Consider the following 17,363-nt stretch of genomic DNA (forward strand, 5'->3'; position numbering starts at 1 on the left):
TGGCCCTTCCTGAAAAAGCGTACAAAGCTAAACAGTGGTCGTGCTTTATTTTTTTGTCTTTAAATTTATACGATATAAATCAACAGGTTGCTGTGATTATTTTTTGATTTTCAATTGTAACCACTGCGCGGGTCAGGTGTGCCGTGGAAAATAATCAGCAAGCTTTCCTGCTGTTTTTTCCTTGGTCCCGCCCGTGCTGGCGTCTTGGACAATCGGATGCAAACCTCGGGCCTGTAGGCGAGGAACTCGGTATGGAGAGGGCGAAAACCGACGCTCGACGGCATGGCCTCTACAATTCAAACTTACGTCTATCCATCTCCCGGGAGGCCCCATGCAAGTCGCCAAACCGTCACTCATCCGCGAAACTTTTCCCGTCGGTCCTTTGCAGTGCAACTGCACGATCATCGGCGACCCCATCACCAAGCAAGCAATCGTGGTCGACCCGGGTGGCGATCATGAGTTGATTCTGGCTCGGCTGGAGGCATTGGGGCTGAGGGTGGTCAGTATTATTCATACCCATGCGCATCTGGATCATTTTCTGGCGTCCGGATTGATGAAGGAGAAGACTGGGGCGACGTTGCATTTGCATCGGGAGGACAAGTTCCTCTGGGACAATCTGGAGATGCAGTGCCAGATGTTCGGTGTGCCTTATACGCCGGTACCGCCGCCGGATCGTTGGCTGGCCGATGATGAGGCGTTGCCGTGTGGTTGCGGCGTGGCGTTGCACACCCCCGGGCATACACCCGGTTCGATGAGCTTCTGGTTTGCCGACGACAAGCTGTTGATTGCCGGTGACACGCTGTTCAAGCGCGGGATTGGGCGTACGGATTTGTGGGGTGGCGATCAGGCGACCATCGTTCGTTCGATCAAACAGCGCTTGTACTGCCTGGACGAAGAGGCAACGGTGATCACCGGTCATGGCCCCGAGACACGCTTGGGCGACGAGATGCGCCAGAATCCTTACGTTCGGGCGTGAAATTTGTTACATCGAGATTATGGAATTTTTTCCTGAAGTGAGGCTCTAATCGCCGCACGGTCTGCGTCTGACGTTCGTTGCGTTATCGAAAGCGGCCATAAAAAGTAGCCCTAGGAAGTTAAACAGGAGTTCCTCAATGTTCACCTCGCGTCGTTTGATTCTTGTCGCTACTGCTGTTGCCTTGTTGTCCGGGTGCGCGTCACCTAATCCTTATGACAATCAAGGACAGGCTGATAATTCGGGTGGTGTCAGCAAGACCGCCAAATACGGTGGCCTGGGTGCGCTGGCCGGGGCCCTGGCCGGTGCGGCGATCAGTCACGATAACCGCGGCAAGGGCGCGCTGATTGGCGCAGCAGTTGTTGGTGCCAGTGCTGCCGGTTACGGTTATTACGCTGACAAGCAAGAAGCCGAGTTGCGCAAAAGCATGGCCAATACCGGGGTCGAGGTGCAGCGTCAGGGTGATCAGATCAAGCTGATCATGCCGGGCAACATCACCTTCGCCACGGACTCTTCAGCCATTGCCAGCAGCTTCTATTCGCCGCTGAATAATCTGGCGGGCTCCTTGAAGCAGTTCAACCAGAACATGATTGAAATCGTGGGCTACACCGACAGTACCGGTAGTCGTCAGCACAACATGGACCTGTCCCAGCAGCGTGCGCAAAGCGTAAGTACTTACCTGACTTCGCAAGGCGTCGACCCTTCTCACCTGTCCGTACGTGGCGCAGGTCCGGATCAGCCGATTGCCAGCAACGCCGACGTGAATGGCCGGGCGCAGAACCGTCGGGTTGAAGTTAACCTGAAGCCTATTCCGGGTCAGCAATACCAGCAGCCGCCGCAGCAGTAAGACAGCATTTTTGATATCTGCCGCTAACCCGGCAGGAGCGAATTCACTCGCTCCTGCCGTCAGGTTGCGATCAACGCTTTTGTGGGTATTCCTGGTGCAGGCGATCCAGGAGTAAATCCTTGTCTTCCCACAATCGGTTGATCCACTGCTGGAATTCCAGGCGGTATTCACCGTCCTGGTCATAATTGCTGCCGATGAACTGCGGTGGGATTTTGATTTCTTCGAAATGCGCGACCACTTCCCTGACGTTACCGCACAGCAGATCCCAGTAACCTGGGCGCCCACCTGGGTAGTGAATGGTCACGTTGACGATGGCCTCCAACTGATCGCCCATGGCGTCGAGTACAAACGCGATGCCGCCCGCTTTGGGTTTGAGCAGGTGGCGAAAGGGCGAGTTCTGCTCGGCGTGTTTGCTCTCGGTGAATCGCGTGCCTTCCACGAAGTTGAAGATACCCACCGGGTTATTGCGGAACTTGTCGCAAGTACGCTGCGTGGTTTCCAGGTCTTTGCCCTTCTTCTCCGGGTGTTTGGCCAGGTACGCCTTGGAGTAACGCTTCATGAACGGAAAACCTAGCGCCCACCAGGCCAGGCCAATAACCGGTACCCAGATCAACTCCTGCTTGAGAAAGAACTTCAGCGGACGGATGCGCCGATTGAGTACGTATTGCAGGACCATGATGTCGACCCAGCTTTGATGGTTGCTGGTAATCAGGTACGAGTGTTGATAGTCCAGGCCTTCGAGCCCGCTCAGGTGCCAGCGGGTGTTGCGCACCAGCTTCATCCAGGCTTTGTTGCTGCTGATCCAGGCTTCGTGGATGTGGCTCATCAGCCAGTCGGTCAAGCGTTGGGCGGCAGGGAAGGGCAGGCACAGCTTGAAGATGGCGACCACGAACAACGGTGTGCAGCAAACGATTGTGTTAAGCGCCAAAAGCAACGAGGCAATCACGCCTCGCAATGGGGCAGGCAAAAAGTCCATGCGGGGCAGGGCTCCAAAAATAGTTCAAGTGCCGCCGGACTTCCCGGCGGTTGTTATTGGGGTCAGGAAAGGTTGTCAGCCTGAATCGCCGTAAGGGCGATGGTGTAGACGATGTCATCGACCTGAGCGCCGCGCGGCAGGTCGTTAACCGGTTTGCGCAGGCCTTGCAGCATCGGGCCGAGGCTGACGCAATCTGCGCTGCGCTGCACGGCTTTGTAAGTGGTGTTGCCGGTATTCAGGTCCGGGAACACAAACACCGTGGCACGTCCGGCGACCGGGCTGTTGGGCGCCAGTTGGCGAGCGACGGTTTCGTTGGCGGCGGCATCGTACTGCAGCGGACCGTCGATCAAAAGATCGCTTTGGGCCCGATGCGCCAGTTGCGTGGCTTCACGGACTTTTTCCACTTCTTCGCCGCTGGCCGAATCACCGCTGGAGTAACTGATCATCGCCACCCTCGGCGCAATGCCGAAAGCCACTGCCGAATCGGCGCTTTGCAGGGCGATTTCAGCCAACTCGTTGGCGCTGGGGTGCGGGTTCATGATGCAGTCGCCGTAGACCAGTACCTGCTCCGGGAACAGCATGAAAAATACGGACGACACCAAGGTGCAGCCCGGCGCGGTCTTGATCAATTGTAACGCCGGACGGATGGTATTGGCGGTGGAGTGGATGACCCCGGAAACCAGGCCGTCGACCTCATCGAGCGCCAGCATCATGGTGCCGATCACTACGGTGTCTTCCAATTGCTGTTCGGCCATCGGCGCGTTGAGGCTCTTGCTTTTGCGCAGCTCGACCATGGGTACGATATAGCGTCCCCGGATCAGGTCCGGGTCGAGAATTTCCAGCCCTGCTGGCAACTCGATGCCCTGGGCCTGGGCCACGGCATAGACTTCTTCTGGCTTGGCCAGCAGCACGCAACGGGCGATGCCGCGTGCCTGGCAGATGGCCGCCGCCTGGATGGTCAACGGCTCGCTGCCTTCCGGGAGGACGATACGCTTGTTGGCGGCTTGTGCGCGCTGGATCAATTGATAGCGAAAGACCGCCGGGGACAGGCGCATTTCCCGAGGTGTGCCGCAACGCTGGTGCAACCACTTCGCGTCCAGATGCCCGGCGACAAAATCGGTAATTATTTCCGCGCGCTCGCGGTCATCGATAGGGATCTCTTTGTTCAGTTGGTTCAGCTGGTTCGCCGTGTCATACGAGCCGGTGCTCACGGACAATACGGGCAAGCCCGCTTGTAGCGCGCCGCGGCACAGCTCCATGATCCGTGGATCAGGCACGGTGTCGCTGGTCAGCAGCAGGCCAGCCAACGGGACGCCGTTCATCGCTGCAAGGCTGACGGCGAGGATGATGTCATCGCGATCGCCAGGCGTTACCACGAGTACGCCCGGTTTAAGCAGCGATACGGTGTTGAGCACGGTGCGCGCGCAGAGGATGACTTTAGACATGCGTCGCTGCTCGTAATCGCCGGCATTGAGTACCTGTGCGCCAAGCAGATCGGCCACGTCGCGGGTACGCGGTGCGTTCAGGTCAGCCTGAAACGGAATACAGCCCAGTAGGCGGAAATCACCGTTACGCAACAAAGGCGAGTGTTCTTTGAGGCGCGCGGCGAAGGCTTCCATGCTTTCGTCGGTGCGCACTTTATTCAAAATTACGCCGAGGACTTTCGGGTCTTTTGGCCCACCGAACAGTTGCGCCTGCAATTCGACCCGCCCGGACAGCTCGGTCAGCACTTCATTTTCCGGCGCGGAGACCAGAATCACTTCTGCATCCAGGCTTTTCGCCAAATGCAGATTGACCCGCGCGGCGTAGCTGGCATGGCGGGTAGGTACCATGCCTTCGACGATCAGCACGTCCTTGCCTACCGCAGCCTCTTGATACAACTGGATGATTTCTTCCAGCAATTCGTCTAGCTGGCCATCGCCGAGCATCCGTTCGACATGGGCCAGCCCCAGCGGTTTAGGAGGCTTGAGCCCGTGGGTGCGAGCGACCAGTTCGGTAGATCGCTCTGGCCCCAGATCGCCCGGATGAGGTTGGGCGATGGGTTTGAAAAAGCCGACCTTGAGCCCTGCACGTTCAAGCGTGCGCACCAGGCCCAGGCTGATGGAAGTCAGACCCACACCGAAGTCAGTGGGGGCGATAAAAAAAGTTTGCATGCGGGCTTCTCAATTGAGCAGTGCAAGGGCGGCGCGGATCAGCCAGCCAAAATACCGGTTTACGTCACTGATTCTTTTCGCACATTACAGGCACGCTATCGATTCTCGGTGCCTTGGTTGGGCATAAGACTATCGCTATCCAGGCTCTGCGCACACCAGCCACAGCTAAAGCTTTTACCTATTCGTTGTTGCCGTTGCGCTGGATCAAGCACCCAAGGCCGCGATTGCCATGGCGGTTGATGGCGTAGATGCTGGGTGTGGCCGCAGGAAAGCACGGCAATCCAGTGCCCTTCCTCGTCCTGGCGAAACTCAAGAAGTGTCGGGTTTTCCAATCTGGGCCGTCCGTCAGAGTTGCGTTCGCTTTCGGGCGATTGCTTGGTTAAACTTGATCGTTCTCCAATCTTAAGCAAAAGGTCTTGCCCCATGCCGATCGCCGCCAACAAGGCTGTCTCCATTGACTATACCCTGACCAACGACGCTGGTGAGGTCATCGATAGTTCCGCCGGCGGCGCGCCGCTGGTCTACCTGCAAGGTGCAGGCAACATCATTCCGGGCCTGGAGAAGGCTCTGGATGGCAAGAGCGTCGGTGACGAACTGAAAGTGTCCATCGAGCCGGAAGACGCTTATGGCGAATACCTGGCCGAACTGGTCAGCACCCTGAGCCGCAGCATGTTCGAAGGTGTCGACGAACTGGAAGTGGGTATGCAGTTCCACGCGTCGGGCCCGGACGGCAGCATGCAGATCGTGACCATCCGCGATCTGGATGGCGATGATGTGACCGTTGACGGCAACCATCCTTTGGCGGGTCAGCGTTTGAATTTCGAGGTCAAGATCATTGAAATTCGTGACGCCAGCCAGGAAGAAGTCGCTCATGGTCACGTGCATGGCGAAGGCGGCCATCACCATTGATTTGTGCTGCTAAGCTCTGTTAGCTGGCAAGGCGCCCAGGCAGGTATGTGAAGACGACTGGTTCGTTTCCACGGCCTGATACGGGCGCCTTTTTAGTTCGCTAGTTATTTGGGAGTTCGTCATGAGTGTTTTTCACGACACGACATTAAAAGCTCTGGATGGCCAGGAATTGCCTCTCGCGCCCTTCAAGGGCAAAGTCGTGCTGGTGGTCAACGTCGCCTCCAAGTGTGGTCTGACACCGCAATACGCGGAGTTGGAAAAACTTTATCAAAAGTACAAGGATCAAGGCTTCAGCGTGCTGGGTCTGCCGTGCAATCAATTTGCTGGCCAGGAACCTGGGTCCGAAGCGGAGATTCAAGAGTTCTGCACCCTGAATTACGGAGTGACATTTCCGTTGGGCAGCAAGCTTGAAGTGAACGGCGCTCATCGTCATTCGCTGTACCGTCTGTTGGTCGGTGAAGGTGCCGAATTTCCCGGAGACATTACCTGGAACTTCGAGAAGTTCCTGGTGGGTAAAGACGGCCGCGTCCTCGCGCGGTTCTCGCCAAGTACGTCTCCAGAAGATCACGCGGTGGTTCAGGCTATTGAAAAAGCCCTGAGCTGATCCACCGGCTTCGCCCGCCGGGTTGCCATTCGAGCACGCCCGGCAAGCTGTTCTCCTCCCGGTTTTGTCCATTGAATCCTCGCTATTTGCCTTTATTCTCCCCCCGACTTTTACGGCTAAATCACCCAAATCAATAGTGCTGGCAGAAGCGAGACGACCGGTCATATGCTTCGCACCATGAGCACATCCATTCGACTCGACAAGCGTGATCTGATCCTCGCCAAAGGCGCCCACCTGATGACCCGTCGCGGTTATCACGGCACGGGCGTGCTGGAGATTGTCCAGGCCGCAGGTATTCCCAAGGGTTCGTTTTATCACTACTTCGCCAGCAAAGAAGACTTTGCCGTGCAAGCGCTGGAGTATTTGTACGCGCCGCGATTGCAGCGTTACGCCGCTGTGCTGGCAGACCCGACGCAGAGCCCGCGTGAGCGGGTCCTGAGTTACTACCGCGACCTGCTCGAGCATTTTTCCCGACAAGAGAAACCTGAGTATCACTGCTTTATCGGCAGCTTGAGTTTCGAAATGGCGGATGGCTGCCAACCCATCGCCAGCCAGGTGGAACAGATCCTTGAGCGTTCGGTGGCGATTCTTGCCGAGTGCCTGACGGCCGCCCGTCAGGCCGGTGAGTTGCCTCGCAATACGGACTGTGCCGCGCTCGCCGAATTTATCGCCAATGCCTGGGAAGGGGCGTTGATGCGCATGAAAGTGGGAGGCAGTGTCGCCTCCCTCGACGTTTTTCTGAACCAGCTTGAGCGTCTGTTGGCGCCCGGCCCCACTGATACCGATTGATTCCCGAGGAGCGTCACATGCCAGTCAACGCCTTGTTCAAACCCTTTCATCTGGGCCATTTGCAATTGCCGTCACGCGTGGTCATGGCACCCATGACCCGCTCGTTTTCCCCTGGTGGCGTACCTAACTCCAAAGTCATCGAATATTACCGCCGGCGTGCTGCCGCAGGCGTAGGTCTGATCATCACCGAAGGTACGACGGTTAATCACAAAGCCTCTAACGGTTACCCGAACGTCCCGCAGTTCTTTGGTGAAGCGCCGTTGGCCGGCTGGAAAAAAGTCGTGGATGCTGTGCATGCCGAAGGCGGCAAAATCGTCCCGCAACTGTGGCATGTGGGCAGCGTTCGCCGCGTCGGCACGGAGCCTGACGCCAGCGTGCCGGGTTACGGGCCAACGGAAAAACTCAAAGACGGTCAGGTCGTGGTGCACGGCATGTCCAAACAAGACATTCAGGACGTGATTAGCGCCTTCGCTCAGGCAGCCAGGGACGCCAAGGCGATTGGCATGGACGGCGTTGAAATCCACGGTGCTCACGGTTATCTCGTCGATCAGTTTTTCTGGGAAGGCACCAATCAGCGCACGGATGAATATGGCGGCGATCTGGCCGGCCGTTCGCGTTTTGCCATCGAGTTGATCCAGGCAGTGCGTGCTGCGGTCGGCCCTGATTTTCCGATCATCTTCCGTTTCTCGCAGTGGAAGCAGCAGGACTACAGCGCACGTCTGGTGCAGACGCCGGAAGCGCTGGGCGAATTCCTCAAGCCGCTGTCAGACGCTGGCGTAGATATCTTTCATTGTTCGACACGTCGCTTCTGGGAACCTGAGTTTGAAGGCTCTGATCTGAACCTGGCCGGCTGGACCCGCAAGCTGACCGGCAAACCGACCATCACCGTGGGCAGTGTCGGGCTTGATGGCGAGTTCCTGCAATTCATGGTTAATACCGACAAGATCGCGCAACCGGCGAGCCTGGACAACCTGCTGCAGCGTTTGAACAACGACGAGTTCGACTTGGTCGCGGTAGGCCGTGCATTACTGGTGGACCCTGACTGGGCGGTGAAGGTGCGTGATGGCCGCGAGCAGGACATCCTGCCGTTCAGCCGTGACGCCTTAATGACGTTGGTCTAAAACCTGTAGGCGCTTGCCCGCGATGGCATCATGCCTGACACACCGTCAAGCTGATCGCGGGCAAGGACTGGGCGGTCCCCACGCGCTTACAATAATTGCCCCATGGGCAACGCCTTGTTGCTCATCGCGCACGCGCTGCGTAATTGTCTTTCGAACAGGTCGATAATCGCCGCCCATCCCTGACGACTGGCGTGTTGCCGCGCGTTCAAGCGGACTCTGCGCAGCGTTTCGCTTTCTTCGAGCAACCAACGTGCGGCATCGATAAACGCTTCCTCATCCCCCGGCATCGCTAGTGCACCATTGTGGCCGTGACGAATATGCTGAGCCGCAGCGGCTTGGTCATAGGCAATCACGCCCAGCCCGGACGCCAAGGCCTCAAGCACCACATTGCCAAAGGTTTCGGTCAGGCTCGGGAATACAAACAAATCCCCTGATGCATAGTGCGTCGCCAGTATGTCCCCCCGTTGCGTGCCGCAGAAAATCGCGTTCGGCAGTTGCTGTTCCAGCGTCGTTCGTTGCGGGCCGTCGCCGACGATAATCAACTTCAGCGTTTGTCGAGGGTGTGCCGCTTGCAGGGCGTCAAAGCTGGTTTTAAGCAGGCCCAGATTTTTCTCGGGAGCGAGCCTGCCCACATGCAGCACGGCAATATCGTCCACGCTCAGCCCCCAGCTTTCACGCAGCGCCGCCGAGCGCTTCGATGGATGAAACAACTGACTGTCGACGCCCCGCGACAGCAGTTCAACCCGCTCAAAACCACGACGCTCCAGCTCCATTTTCTGGCTCAGGCTGGGCACGACGGTGATCTGTGAGCGATTGTGAAACCAGCGCAAGTAATGCGTCAGCAGGCGGGTGACAAACCCGAACCCGTATTCGTGAGTGTACTGCTGGAAGTTGGTGTGAAAACCACTGACCACGGCAATTCCCAAGCGCCTTGCCGCGCGCAATGCGGACAATCCCAGCGGCCCTTCGGTGGCGATGTACAGCACATCCGGGCGTTGCCGCGTCCAGCGCCGCAACAGCTTGTGCATTGATGATTGCCCCCATTGCAACCCGGGATATCCCGGAATCGGCCAGCCACGGCACAGCATCAGATCGTCTGCGGCGACAAGCCCTGCATCTTCACTCTGGCGCGGACGTATCAACTCGACACGGTGACCGCGCAGACGCAGGCCGTCGCACAACCGACCAAGGGTATTGGCCACGCCATTGATCTCTGGCGGGAAGGTTTCGGTAATCAGGGTGACATGCAAGATCGTGCTCATGACGTCAGTCTCGGCTGAGGGCATGTCGCTTATGTGGTGATTTGATGATGGATTTGTGACGGTGATGGGCGGGCAGTTGCTGCTCGCGCGTTTTATCAGTTTAATTTGATTAAATATTATTGAACGGGGCGTGCCGGGTTCAGGTGGTTAATATCAGATTGGAGGCGGGGCATAGTAGTTATTTGCCAACGGGTCTTTTATTTAAGTGTCGGTCTTATAGTTATGTAGGACGTTTCTTTAAGTCACTATTTCAGTGGGTTTCATGTTGCCGCTGAATGCTTTCTAAGTAACGTGAGGTTTGTCGAGTTTCAATGCTCTTGTTGCAGTGTTGGGTCTCGGTACACAGGGCTATTAACTTCAGGCTTTTGAGGTTTTGCCGCCCATCAATACTTTTCAGAAAGTATCACATGAAATTTAACTCTAAAAAGTTGAACGGGACTCTTGCGGCCCTAGGAATGGTTACGGCACTTTTAACGTGCTCACAGATGGCAGTGGCTAGCAGTTATCAGCCATCAACTGTGTTGCCAACTGTTCACTCTGAAGGTTATCTGTACACGGCTAATGTGCCTGTTTCTGGCTCGCCGGCGGCGAACGGAAAAATATAAAATGTCACTTGGAATTGTGGCGTTGTAGGTTGGCCGAGAGGACTCTCTGTGTATCTGTGTCATGGTGCTGATCACTGCAAAGATATTTCTCGGCAGAGGACGGGTTCCACTGACGACTTTAATAACAGGAGCGCCGGTCAGCTATTGTGTTATGCTGTTCGCGTGATAAACCCTGGGCGCAGAGTTTGCCAGTTTGCCATTTCACGAAACTTTTGTGGCAATCCATTATTGAAATTCAGTATTTTCTCCAGGATTGTTACTGGAGGTGTGCCCTTTGCTTGTTCTGTTTCATACAGTTCAACCCGCTCTTTTCTCATTGAGAGCATTGTTCTCTCAAAATATGAGGTTGTGGTATCAGTCACAATTTCGCCGGTCGAGCTATATCGAATAATAGGGTAGTCAGTAAGATCATGCATTTCTCCGTTGAGAGAATTGTAGGCATAGCTATGAGCCAGCCGTGCAGCCTCTTGTGGGTCGTTGTTGGCTCTGTCCAACAGAAAACCTCTGAACGATACGCTTTTAGCACTTTTAGTGTGTTCTTTGTGCGTTTCGGACGCTGTGACTGCCTCGTTAAAATTCTGCATGAATGACTTGCCTGCGCTATCGAGGGTCCGTAACGACGTTGCGTCCTTAGCTTCTGGTCGAGTTGTTTCAATCGGGCGGGTGTATAGCTTTTATCTTGATTCGGGGATTTGTCGCGTACATCATTCTGCATGAGCACCGTCGAGCGGGGCAGTACGAGCATTGTAAGTGCCGCTGGGCCCGGTTGATATGTTCTATCTTGAGTCGCGTTATATTCGCTCATGGCACTGTCTAACATGTGTACGAATCTTGAGCGAGGCTCGACTAATCTCTCGATAGCTGCGGGTACGGAACCAAAGATGGTTTTCTGAATATTTGAAACAGTTTGAATTTAGTTCATGCTGGGTTCAATGGGCATAATGCCTCCTGGTTTTTTAGTGTTAGGAGAGCAATAAAGATGCCAGTTTTTATTTGAGGACGAGCGGCGCGGAGGATGAGTCAACTGTTGCAGCTATTCTGAGCGCTGGAATAGTTGTCCTACAGAAAGTTCCTACAAATAGTTATTTATAGGACGTGGGCAAAGGGTTGCCCCCCTATCGGCAAGGGGTTGCCTTCCGGTTAATCGCCCCTGTTCTGATGCCAAATAGTGCCTTGGTTGTTTTCATTTTTTTACGGGGTAAACATGTTCATCCTTTTTACAGGATGAACATGCTCTGGTTAATGCCGCAATGACTTCCCATCAAGGAAATGCGTGGTGCTATTAAGCCAGGGTATGAACGATTTCAGTAATGATGCGGCTCAGGGTTTCAGCGTCAGGCCCCTCCACGCGGTGTTCATCGGCGAACGAGTAAGCTACCGAAAACAGACCTCCGTTTACATAGGAGTACGTAGGCAGATCTTTTTCGAGGGTTTTATCTACGGCTTCTTCGGTCAGTGAAATGGAAGCAATGACCAGGCGTTCGGTCATGTTGTTGACGCCGTTGAAATAGACGGCGTCCGGGTTCAGGTTCCAGTTTTCCAACGCAGCATTCAGCAGGTTGCGCGCTTTTTCACGAATGATTTCAGTGCTCATGGTGATCTTCCTTTATCTAGCGTCCCCGCCGTTGAACATCATGCTCATCGTGGTATGCAGAGGGACAGGTTGTTTGGAAGAGCCATTAGAAAGGATCAAGCGGGGTGACAGCACATACATAGTTATGGCAGTGAAATTCATCGGGCGTTAGTGCGTGCTTTAGATAACAGCCGGTGCGTCACTGGAACAAAACAACCGGCTGCTATCGGCGAGCTTTAAAGCGTGTTACGGGGCGCTGCCTCTGCTCCGCGTTCGCGTACCCAGAATAAGGTCGCACCTGCTACGGCGGCGGGCATCATCAAGATGTTGACCACCGGAATCAGCAACGCCAGATAGACGATGCCGCCGAAGCTTAGGCTCTGCCAGCGTTTAGCACGCAGCCAGGCGAGCATTTCGTTCCAGCCCATTTTATGGTTGTCCGCCGGGTAGTCGATGTACTGGATAGCCATCATCCAGACGCCGAACAACAGCCACAGTGGCGCAGCGACCAGATTGACCACCGGGATGAAGGACAGGATCAGCAGGCCGATCGCGCGGGGCAGGAAGTAGCCAAGTTTGCGCATCTCCCGGCTGAAGGTGCGCGGGACCATGGCGACCAGTTCGCCCCAACTGAAGGTCGGGAAGTCATCGGTGCCACGTAGCACCACTTCGACCTTTTCCGCGAGAAAACCGTTGAACGGCGCGGCAATGATATTGGCGATCATGGTGAAGGTGAAGAACACCATCAGCAGCACCAGCACCACGAACAATGGCCAGAGGATGTAATTGAGAAAGCTCAACCAGACCGGCAGGGTTGGCATGAAGGTGTCGACCCACATGCCGAACTGATGCATGGCCAGGTAAATCAGGCCGCCGAATAGCACCAGGTTGATGGCCAGCGGCAGCAGAACGAACAGGCGCAAGCCGGGGCTTAGGACCAGTTTCAGGCCTTCACGCAGGTATTGCGGGCCAGAAAGAACAGGGGCAGGCATGGCAGGCTCCGGGTGGTGGTAAACGCGCCGACCTTACCGGCTTTGCAGCCCGTACGAAAGTGCAGACATTCGCGGTAACAAACCCGACGGCGTAAAGTCTATGGTCAAGCGTTGATACAAAGGTTATCTGGATAGACCCTGCCTATGAGGTGGATTGTGAAACGATATTTCCTTAATCTTCGCGACCCCGATAAGCTTCTCGACAACTTATCAATCTCTTCCTGAAATTTTAATCTCCAAGGAGTCATCATGAGCGTACTGGTAAACAAGCAGGCCCCGGATTTCGACGCAGCAGCGGTATTGGGTGACGGCTCTATCGTCGACAGCTTCAAGCTGTCCTCCCTGCGTGGCAAATACGTGGTTCTGTTTTTCTGGCCTCTGGATTTCACCTTCGTTTGCCCGTCTGAAATCATCGCCCACAACAACCGCATCGCGAAATTCCGCGAGCTGGGTGTTGAAGTGGTCGGCGTTTCCATCGACTCGCAATTCACTCACCACGCATGGCGCAGCACCCCTGTTGAAAAAGGCGGCATCGGTGAAGTTCAATTCACCATGGTGGCCGACGTCAAACACGAAATCACTCGCGCTTACGGCATCGAACACGAAGCTGGCGTCGCTCTGCGCGCTTCGTTCCTGATCGACAAGGAAGGTGTGGTTCAGCATCAGGTCGTTAACAACCTGCCACTGGGTCGCAATGTCGACGAAATGGTCCGTTTGGTTGAAGCTCTGCAATTCACCGAAGAGCACGGCGAAGTCTGTCCAGCCGGCTGGCGCCCAGGTCAAAAAGGCATGAAGGCTGACGCCAAGGGCGTTGCCGATTACTTGGCCGAAAACGCCAAGAACCTGTAATACCCCGGCTGCGGCTCCGGCCGCAGCCTCATATTTTCAGGACTGCCGTGTTGTAAGCCTTCCCCAAGTGCTTGTGCGGTCCTTTTTTATTCCAGCCGGTACACCGGCGTTCCGACCACGCGTAACGATGGCCGGTCAATAGGAGTGTGTCATGTCTGATGTACGTCATTCCCGAGTGATTATTCTCGGCTCCGGCCCTGCCGGTTACAGCGCAGCGGTCTACGCGGCACGTGCCAACCTCAAACCGCTGCTGATTACCGGCATGCAGGCAGGTGGTCAATTGACCACCACCACTGAGGTTGATAACTGGCCTGGTGATCCCCACGGCCTGACCGGCCCTGTGTTGATGGAGCGGATGAAAGAACACGCCGAGCGTTTCGAAACCGAAGTGGTGTTTGACCACATCAACGCCGTGGACCTGGCTGGCAAGCCGTTCAGTCTCAAAGGCGACAACGCGACGTACACCTGTGACGCCTTGATCATTGCGACCGGTGCCAGCGCTCGCTATCTGGGCCTGCCGTCGGAAGAAACTTTCATGGGCAAGGGCGTCTCTGCCTGCGCGACCTGCGATGGTTTCTTCTATCGCAACCGTGAAGTCGCAGTCGTCGGTGGTGGTAACACTGCCGTGGAAGAGGCGCTGTACCTGGCTAACATCGCCAGCAAAGTGACTTTGGTCCACCGTCGCGAAACGTTCCGCGCCGAGAAGATCCTGATCGACAAGCTGCATGCCCGCGTTGCCGAAGGCAAGATCGTGCTCAAGCTCAACGCGACCCTGGAAGAAGTGCTGGGCGATAACATGGGCGTGACCGGTGCTCGCCTGAGAAATAATGACGGCAGCGCCGACGAGCTGAAAGTCGATGGCGTGTTCATCGCTATCGGGCACACGCCGAACACGTCACTGTTCGAAGGTCAACTGGCCTTGAAAGACGGCTACATGGTGGTTCAGGGCGGTCGTGACGGTAATGCGACTGCTACCAATGTCGACGGTGTTTTCGCGGCGGGTGATGTGGCTGACCACATCTACCGTCAGGCGATTACCTCGGCGGGTGCGGGTTGCATGGCGGCACTGGACGTCGAGCGTTATCTCGATGGCCTGCAGGACACTTCGCTGTAAAAGTCTGCTTGTGGCTGCAAAAAAAAACCGGCCTAGGCCGGTTTTTTTATGTTCAGTCTTGCTGGCACGGAATATTCAGGCTTTGCGTTTCAGCGGCTCGGCTGCGAAGGTCACCCCGACCAGGCCGTGAGCGATCAGCGCGCGGATGTTGCCGTGATCGTTGCCTTCAGGGGTCGCTTGCACCGAGCGATAGTGTTCGCCAAATGCGAGCAGGGCTTCTTCATCGCTCAGACCTTCAAGCACGGCCAGGCCCAGTGTCTTGCAGGAACCTTCGTTCTGCCCGGCGGCGTTTTCCACGCTGCCGTTGTTGAACGCCTGTGGCTGGTAGTCGTAGCCAGTAGAGATGAATGCCAGGGTGTCGGCGAAGGCGTGCTGGCCGCTACGAAGGCTGGCGCGCAGGGTGTTCAGATCAGTCATGCTTTTTTTCCTTGGCGAACGCGGCTTTCTGCTCGGCGTTGGCTTCTTGCTGGTAGTGGGTTTTCCACTCGCTGTAAGGCATGCCGTAAACCACTTCGCGGGCCTGGTCGAGGCTGACGTCGATCTGTTTCTCATCGGCTGCGGCCTTGTACCACTTGGACAGGCAGTTGCGACAGAAACCGGCAAGGTTCATCAGGTCGATGTTTTGGACGTCTTTGCGGCTGTCCAGGTGCGCGACCATGCGGCGGAAGGCGGCAGCTTCGAGTTCAAGGCGTTCTTGCTCGGTCATGATGGGCTCTTTGCAGGCAGTTAATGGTTTGAATGATAAGAGGGGAAGGCACCGGGGCCAAGCCATTCGCGAACACATTCGTGAGGGTTCTTGGTCAGCCCCTTATTCACACTGAATCAACGCTGCCCAGCCAGGGTAATCGACACAGACTCGGCAAATCGCAGGGCGTGAGGTTTATCGACTTCGACTTCGGCGTACAGCACCGCGTCGTGGCGCATCACCAGATCGAGCACTTCCTGGGTCAGCCGTTCCAGCAGCGCAAAACGATTGCCTTCCACGTGCTGAATGATGGCTTTGGTGATCGTGCGGTAGTTGAGGGCGTGATCGATGTCGTTGTCCCGCACGGCATCCTGGGCGGCATACAGAATCGTCAGGTTGATCAGCACGTCCTGCTTGTTGAGGATCTCGTCCTCATTGATGCCGATAAAGGTGCGCAGGCGCAGGTCTTTGACCCGAATGCGGGCCGTTCCTGGTTCGAGTCTTGGCATGACTATTTGCTCCGTCCAATCAATTGCAGAAACTCCTGACGGGTCGTACTCGAGTCACGGAATGCACCGAGCATGACCGAGGTGATCATGGTCGAATTCTGCTTTTCAACGCCACGCATCATCATGCACATGTGTTGAGCTTCAATCACCACGGCGACGCCCGCGGCGCTGGTCACTTCGCGGATCGTATCGGCAATCTGCCGGGTGAGGTTTTCCTGAATCTGCAGGCGTCGGGCGAACATGTCGACGATGCGCGCAATCTTCGACAGCCCAAGGACTTTGCCGGTCGGGATGTAGGCGACGTGTGCTTTGCCAATGAAGGGCAGGAGGTGATGCTCGCACAGCGAGTACAACTCGATGTCCTTGACGATGACCATCTCATCGTTGTCTGAGGCAAACAGCGCGCCATTGACGATATCTTCAACGCTTTGCTCGTAGCCATGACACAGGTATTGCATTGCTTTGGCGGCACGTTTGGGCGTATCGAGCAGGCCTTCGCGGTCTGGGTTTTCACCCAGGCCCACGAGGATCTCACGGTAATGCTGTGGCAGCGATAAGGTCATCAAGGAATCCTCGCGGGGCGACTTATTTAAGGTGCCGACCGCCGTTTACAGTCAAGGTTGTGCCGGTAACGTAGGGGTTGTCCAGCAGATAGCGCAGGCTCTGGTAGATCACCTCGGCACCGGGTTCTATGCCCATAGCGGACTTGGCCAGGGTCTTGGCGCGGTACGCCGCGTCGTCGTCGGGTTGAAACATCAACAGCGCTGGCGCGATGCTATTGACCTTGATTCGGGGCGCGAACTTGGCCGCAAATGACAAGGTCAGGCTTTCAAGCCCTGCTTTGCTGGCGCAGTAGGCAATGTGCTTGCTGCTGCCTTTACGGGTCACGTCATCGCTGATGTGAACGATGTCGGCCACTGGCGAGCGGTGCAGCAATGGGGCGCAGTGCAGGTTGATCAAATAGGGCGCCAACATGTGCACGTTGAACATTTGAGTAAAGGCTGCGGCTTCATTGCCTGGCGTTTCGGCCAGCCACTGGGAGGCATTATGGACAATTGCCCGCAGGCTGTCGGTGTGGCTTCCGAGCTCATCGATGAACGCCAGGATGCTCGCTTCAGATGAGAAATCGGCATGGATCGCCAGCGCTCCCAGGTCACGTAATTGCTGCACGCCCGGGCGGTCGCTGCGGTAGCTGACGATAACCGAATGACCGTCTGCCAACAGGCGTTTTGCGCAATCCAGCCCGATACGCTGGCTGGCGCCAGTGATCAGAATAGGGGCAGAGGGAAAAACCATGGGGCAACTCGCGCATCACAGTGAGGGTTGAAGCCGGGGCCCTGAGTGATCGGCATGCGGCTCGAACCAGCGAAACCATTAGCTGGCTATTATTTGCAGCAAAGTT

At 56.1% G+C, this 17,363-nt stretch carries 20 protein-coding genes; 8 read left to right on the top strand and 12 right to left on the bottom strand.

Annotation, left to right across the window (positions count from 1 at the left end; translation table 11 throughout):
• The first annotated feature begins 331 nt into the window (after positions 1–331).
• Positions 332–976, top strand: coding sequence for an MBL fold metallo-hydrolase (locus RHM55_RS19895; RefSeq protein ID WP_322177958.1), 645 nt, complete (start codon positions 332–334; stop codon positions 974–976).
• A 136-nt stretch (positions 977–1,112) separates the two neighbouring features.
• The gene (locus RHM55_RS19900; RefSeq protein WP_322177959.1) at positions 1,113–1,820 is read left to right on the top strand and encodes an OmpA family protein; all 708 of its coding nucleotides are present in this window, start codon (positions 1,113–1,115) and stop codon (positions 1,818–1,820) included.
• Between the two features lie 70 nt (positions 1,821–1,890).
• Here the strand turns inward: RHM55_RS19900 and RHM55_RS19905 are convergent, their stop codons facing one another.
• The 3 genes from RHM55_RS19905 to RHM55_RS19915 all read right to left on the bottom strand — a co-directional run bounded on the left by RHM55_RS19905 (position 1,891) and on the right by RHM55_RS19915 (position 5,359).
• Complete coding sequence (locus RHM55_RS19905) at positions 1,891–2,796, bottom strand: acyltransferase (RefSeq protein WP_322177960.1); 906 nt, start codon at positions 2,794–2,796, stop codon at positions 1,891–1,893.
• A gap of 62 nt (positions 2,797–2,858) precedes the next feature.
• Positions 2,859–4,949 (bottom strand): phosphate acetyltransferase, encoded by a 2,091-nt coding sequence (pta, locus tag RHM55_RS19910; protein WP_322177961.1) that lies wholly within the window; start codon positions 4,947–4,949, stop codon positions 2,859–2,861.
• 95 nt (positions 4,950–5,044) lie between these two features.
• A complete protein-coding gene (locus tag RHM55_RS19915) occupies positions 5,045–5,359 on the bottom strand; it encodes a DUF3565 domain-containing protein (protein ID WP_322183028.1) in 315 nt (104 codons plus the stop codon).
• Between the two features lie 13 nt (positions 5,360–5,372).
• On the opposite strand from RHM55_RS19915, the gene RHM55_RS19920 reads away from it, so the two are divergent.
• From RHM55_RS19920 to RHM55_RS19935, 4 genes are all read left to right on the top strand, one after another.
• A complete protein-coding gene (locus RHM55_RS19920; RefSeq protein WP_322177962.1) occupies positions 5,373–5,858 on the top strand; it encodes a peptidylprolyl isomerase in 486 nt (161 codons plus the stop codon).
• A gap of 121 nt (positions 5,859–5,979) precedes the next feature.
• A complete protein-coding gene (locus RHM55_RS19925; RefSeq protein WP_322177963.1) occupies positions 5,980–6,462 on the top strand; it encodes a glutathione peroxidase in 483 nt (160 codons plus the stop codon).
• Positions 6,463–6,639: 177 nt separating this feature from the next.
• Positions 6,640–7,251 carry a TetR/AcrR family transcriptional regulator gene (locus RHM55_RS19930; RefSeq protein ID WP_407074566.1) on the top strand — a complete coding sequence of 204 codons (612 nt, stop codon included), beginning with the start codon at positions 6,640–6,642 and terminating at the stop codon, positions 7,249–7,251.
• Between the two features lie 17 nt (positions 7,252–7,268).
• Positions 7,269–8,372 carry an NADH:flavin oxidoreductase gene (locus RHM55_RS19935; protein WP_322177965.1) on the top strand — a complete coding sequence of 368 codons (1,104 nt, stop codon included), beginning with the start codon at positions 7,269–7,271 and terminating at the stop codon, positions 8,370–8,372.
• Between the two features lie 86 nt (positions 8,373–8,458).
• On the opposite strand, the gene RHM55_RS19940 is transcribed toward RHM55_RS19935, so the two are convergent.
• The 4 genes from RHM55_RS19940 to cysZ all read right to left on the bottom strand — a co-directional run bounded on the left by RHM55_RS19940 (position 8,459) and on the right by cysZ (position 12,804).
• On the bottom strand, positions 8,459–9,634 hold the full coding sequence (locus tag RHM55_RS19940; RefSeq protein ID WP_322177966.1) for a glycosyltransferase family 1 protein: 1,176 nt from the start codon (positions 9,632–9,634) through the stop codon (positions 8,459–8,461).
• A gap of 754 nt (positions 9,635–10,388) precedes the next feature.
• Positions 10,389–10,823, bottom strand: a complete 435-nt coding sequence (locus RHM55_RS19945) for a hypothetical protein (RefSeq protein ID WP_322177967.1) — start codon at positions 10,821–10,823, stop codon at positions 10,389–10,391.
• Between the two features lie 698 nt (positions 10,824–11,521).
• Positions 11,522–11,833: a hypothetical protein gene (locus RHM55_RS19950; RefSeq protein WP_322177968.1), complete on the bottom strand. Its 312-nt coding sequence runs from the start codon at positions 11,831–11,833 to the stop codon at positions 11,522–11,524.
• A 215-nt stretch (positions 11,834–12,048) separates the two neighbouring features.
• On the bottom strand, positions 12,049–12,804 hold the full coding sequence (gene cysZ / locus RHM55_RS19955) for a sulfate transporter CysZ (protein ID WP_322177969.1): 756 nt from the start codon (positions 12,802–12,804) through the stop codon (positions 12,049–12,051).
• 249 nt (positions 12,805–13,053) lie between these two features.
• On the opposite strand from cysZ, the gene RHM55_RS19960 reads away from it, so the two are divergent.
• The gene (locus RHM55_RS19960) at positions 13,054–13,653 is read left to right on the top strand and encodes a peroxiredoxin (protein WP_322177970.1); all 600 of its coding nucleotides are present in this window, start codon (positions 13,054–13,056) and stop codon (positions 13,651–13,653) included.
• Positions 13,654–13,804: 151 nt separating this feature from the next.
• Positions 13,805–14,767 (top strand): thioredoxin-disulfide reductase, encoded by a 963-nt coding sequence (trxB, locus tag RHM55_RS19965; protein WP_322177971.1) that lies wholly within the window; start codon positions 13,805–13,807, stop codon positions 14,765–14,767.
• Positions 14,768–14,842: 75 nt separating this feature from the next.
• Here the strand turns inward: trxB and RHM55_RS19970 are convergent, their stop codons facing one another.
• From RHM55_RS19970 to folM, 5 genes are all read right to left on the bottom strand, one after another.
• On the bottom strand, positions 14,843–15,184 hold the full coding sequence (locus RHM55_RS19970) for a HopJ type III effector protein (RefSeq protein WP_322177972.1): 342 nt from the start codon (positions 15,182–15,184) through the stop codon (positions 14,843–14,845).
• Positions 15,177–15,473 (bottom strand): DUF1244 domain-containing protein, encoded by a 297-nt coding sequence (locus RHM55_RS19975; RefSeq protein WP_322177973.1) that lies wholly within the window; start codon positions 15,471–15,473, stop codon positions 15,177–15,179. Before RHM55_RS19975 ends, RHM55_RS19970 begins: the two co-directional genes overlap by 8 nt.
• Before the next feature lie 116 nt (positions 15,474–15,589).
• Positions 15,590–15,961: a dihydroneopterin triphosphate 2'-epimerase gene (gene folX / locus RHM55_RS19980; protein WP_322177974.1), complete on the bottom strand. Its 372-nt coding sequence runs from the start codon at positions 15,959–15,961 to the stop codon at positions 15,590–15,592.
• A 2-nt stretch (positions 15,962–15,963) separates the two neighbouring features.
• Positions 15,964–16,524 (bottom strand): GTP cyclohydrolase I FolE, encoded by a 561-nt coding sequence (gene folE / locus RHM55_RS19985; protein WP_322177975.1) that lies wholly within the window; start codon positions 16,522–16,524, stop codon positions 15,964–15,966.
• A 22-nt stretch (positions 16,525–16,546) separates the two neighbouring features.
• A complete protein-coding gene (gene folM / locus RHM55_RS19990) occupies positions 16,547–17,257 on the bottom strand; it encodes a dihydromonapterin reductase (protein ID WP_322177976.1) in 711 nt (236 codons plus the stop codon).
• Between the last annotated feature and the right edge of the window lie 106 nt (positions 17,258–17,363).

Origin of the sequence: Pseudomonas sp. MH9.2 (assembly GCF_034353875.1) — a bacterium.
Classification (GTDB): domain Bacteria; phylum Pseudomonadota; class Gammaproteobacteria; order Pseudomonadales; family Pseudomonadaceae; genus Aquipseudomonas.

Bases quoted from the DNA above. Each gene is read 5' to 3' on its own strand.
- RHM55_RS19920 (WP_322177962.1), top strand. From the start codon at position 5,373: ATGCCGATCGCCGCCAACAAGGCTGTCTCCATTGACTATACCCTGACC.
- RHM55_RS19970 (WP_322177972.1), bottom strand. From the start codon at position 15,184: ATGACTGATCTGAACACCCTGCGCGCCAGCCTTCGTAGCGGCCAGCAC.
- RHM55_RS19925 (WP_322177963.1), top strand. From the start codon at position 5,980: ATGAGTGTTTTTCACGACACGACATTAAAAGCTCTGGATGGCCAGGAA.
- RHM55_RS19945 (WP_322177967.1), bottom strand. From the start codon at position 10,823: ATGCAGAATTTTAACGAGGCAGTCACAGCGTCCGAAACGCACAAAGAA.
- pta (WP_322177961.1), bottom strand. From the start codon at position 4,949: ATGCAAACTTTTTTTATCGCCCCCACTGACTTCGGTGTGGGTCTGACT.
- cysZ (WP_322177969.1), bottom strand. From the start codon at position 12,804: ATGCCTGCCCCTGTTCTTTCTGGCCCGCAATACCTGCGTGAAGGCCTG.
- RHM55_RS19930 (WP_407074566.1), top strand. From the start codon at position 6,640: ATGAGCACATCCATTCGACTCGACAAGCGTGATCTGATCCTCGCCAAA.
- RHM55_RS19950 (WP_322177968.1), bottom strand. From the start codon at position 11,833: ATGAGCACTGAAATCATTCGTGAAAAAGCGCGCAACCTGCTGAATGCT.
- RHM55_RS19895 (WP_322177958.1), top strand. From the start codon at position 332: ATGCAAGTCGCCAAACCGTCACTCATCCGCGAAACTTTTCCCGTCGGT.
- folM (WP_322177976.1), bottom strand. From the start codon at position 17,257: ATGGTTTTTCCCTCTGCCCCTATTCTGATCACTGGCGCCAGCCAGCGT.
- RHM55_RS19975 (WP_322177973.1), bottom strand. From the start codon at position 15,473: ATGACCGAGCAAGAACGCCTTGAACTCGAAGCTGCCGCCTTCCGCCGC.
- RHM55_RS19940 (WP_322177966.1), bottom strand. From the start codon at position 9,634: ATGAGCACGATCTTGCATGTCACCCTGATTACCGAAACCTTCCCGCCA.
- RHM55_RS19935 (WP_322177965.1), top strand. From the start codon at position 7,269: ATGCCAGTCAACGCCTTGTTCAAACCCTTTCATCTGGGCCATTTGCAA.
- folX (WP_322177974.1), bottom strand. From the start codon at position 15,961: ATGCCAAGACTCGAACCAGGAACGGCCCGCATTCGGGTCAAAGACCTG.
- RHM55_RS19900 (WP_322177959.1), top strand. From the start codon at position 1,113: ATGTTCACCTCGCGTCGTTTGATTCTTGTCGCTACTGCTGTTGCCTTG.
- RHM55_RS19905 (WP_322177960.1), bottom strand. From the start codon at position 2,796: ATGGACTTTTTGCCTGCCCCATTGCGAGGCGTGATTGCCTCGTTGCTT.
- trxB (WP_322177971.1), top strand. From the start codon at position 13,805: ATGTCTGATGTACGTCATTCCCGAGTGATTATTCTCGGCTCCGGCCCT.
- RHM55_RS19960 (WP_322177970.1), top strand. From the start codon at position 13,054: ATGAGCGTACTGGTAAACAAGCAGGCCCCGGATTTCGACGCAGCAGCG.
- folE (WP_322177975.1), bottom strand. From the start codon at position 16,524: ATGACCTTATCGCTGCCACAGCATTACCGTGAGATCCTCGTGGGCCTG.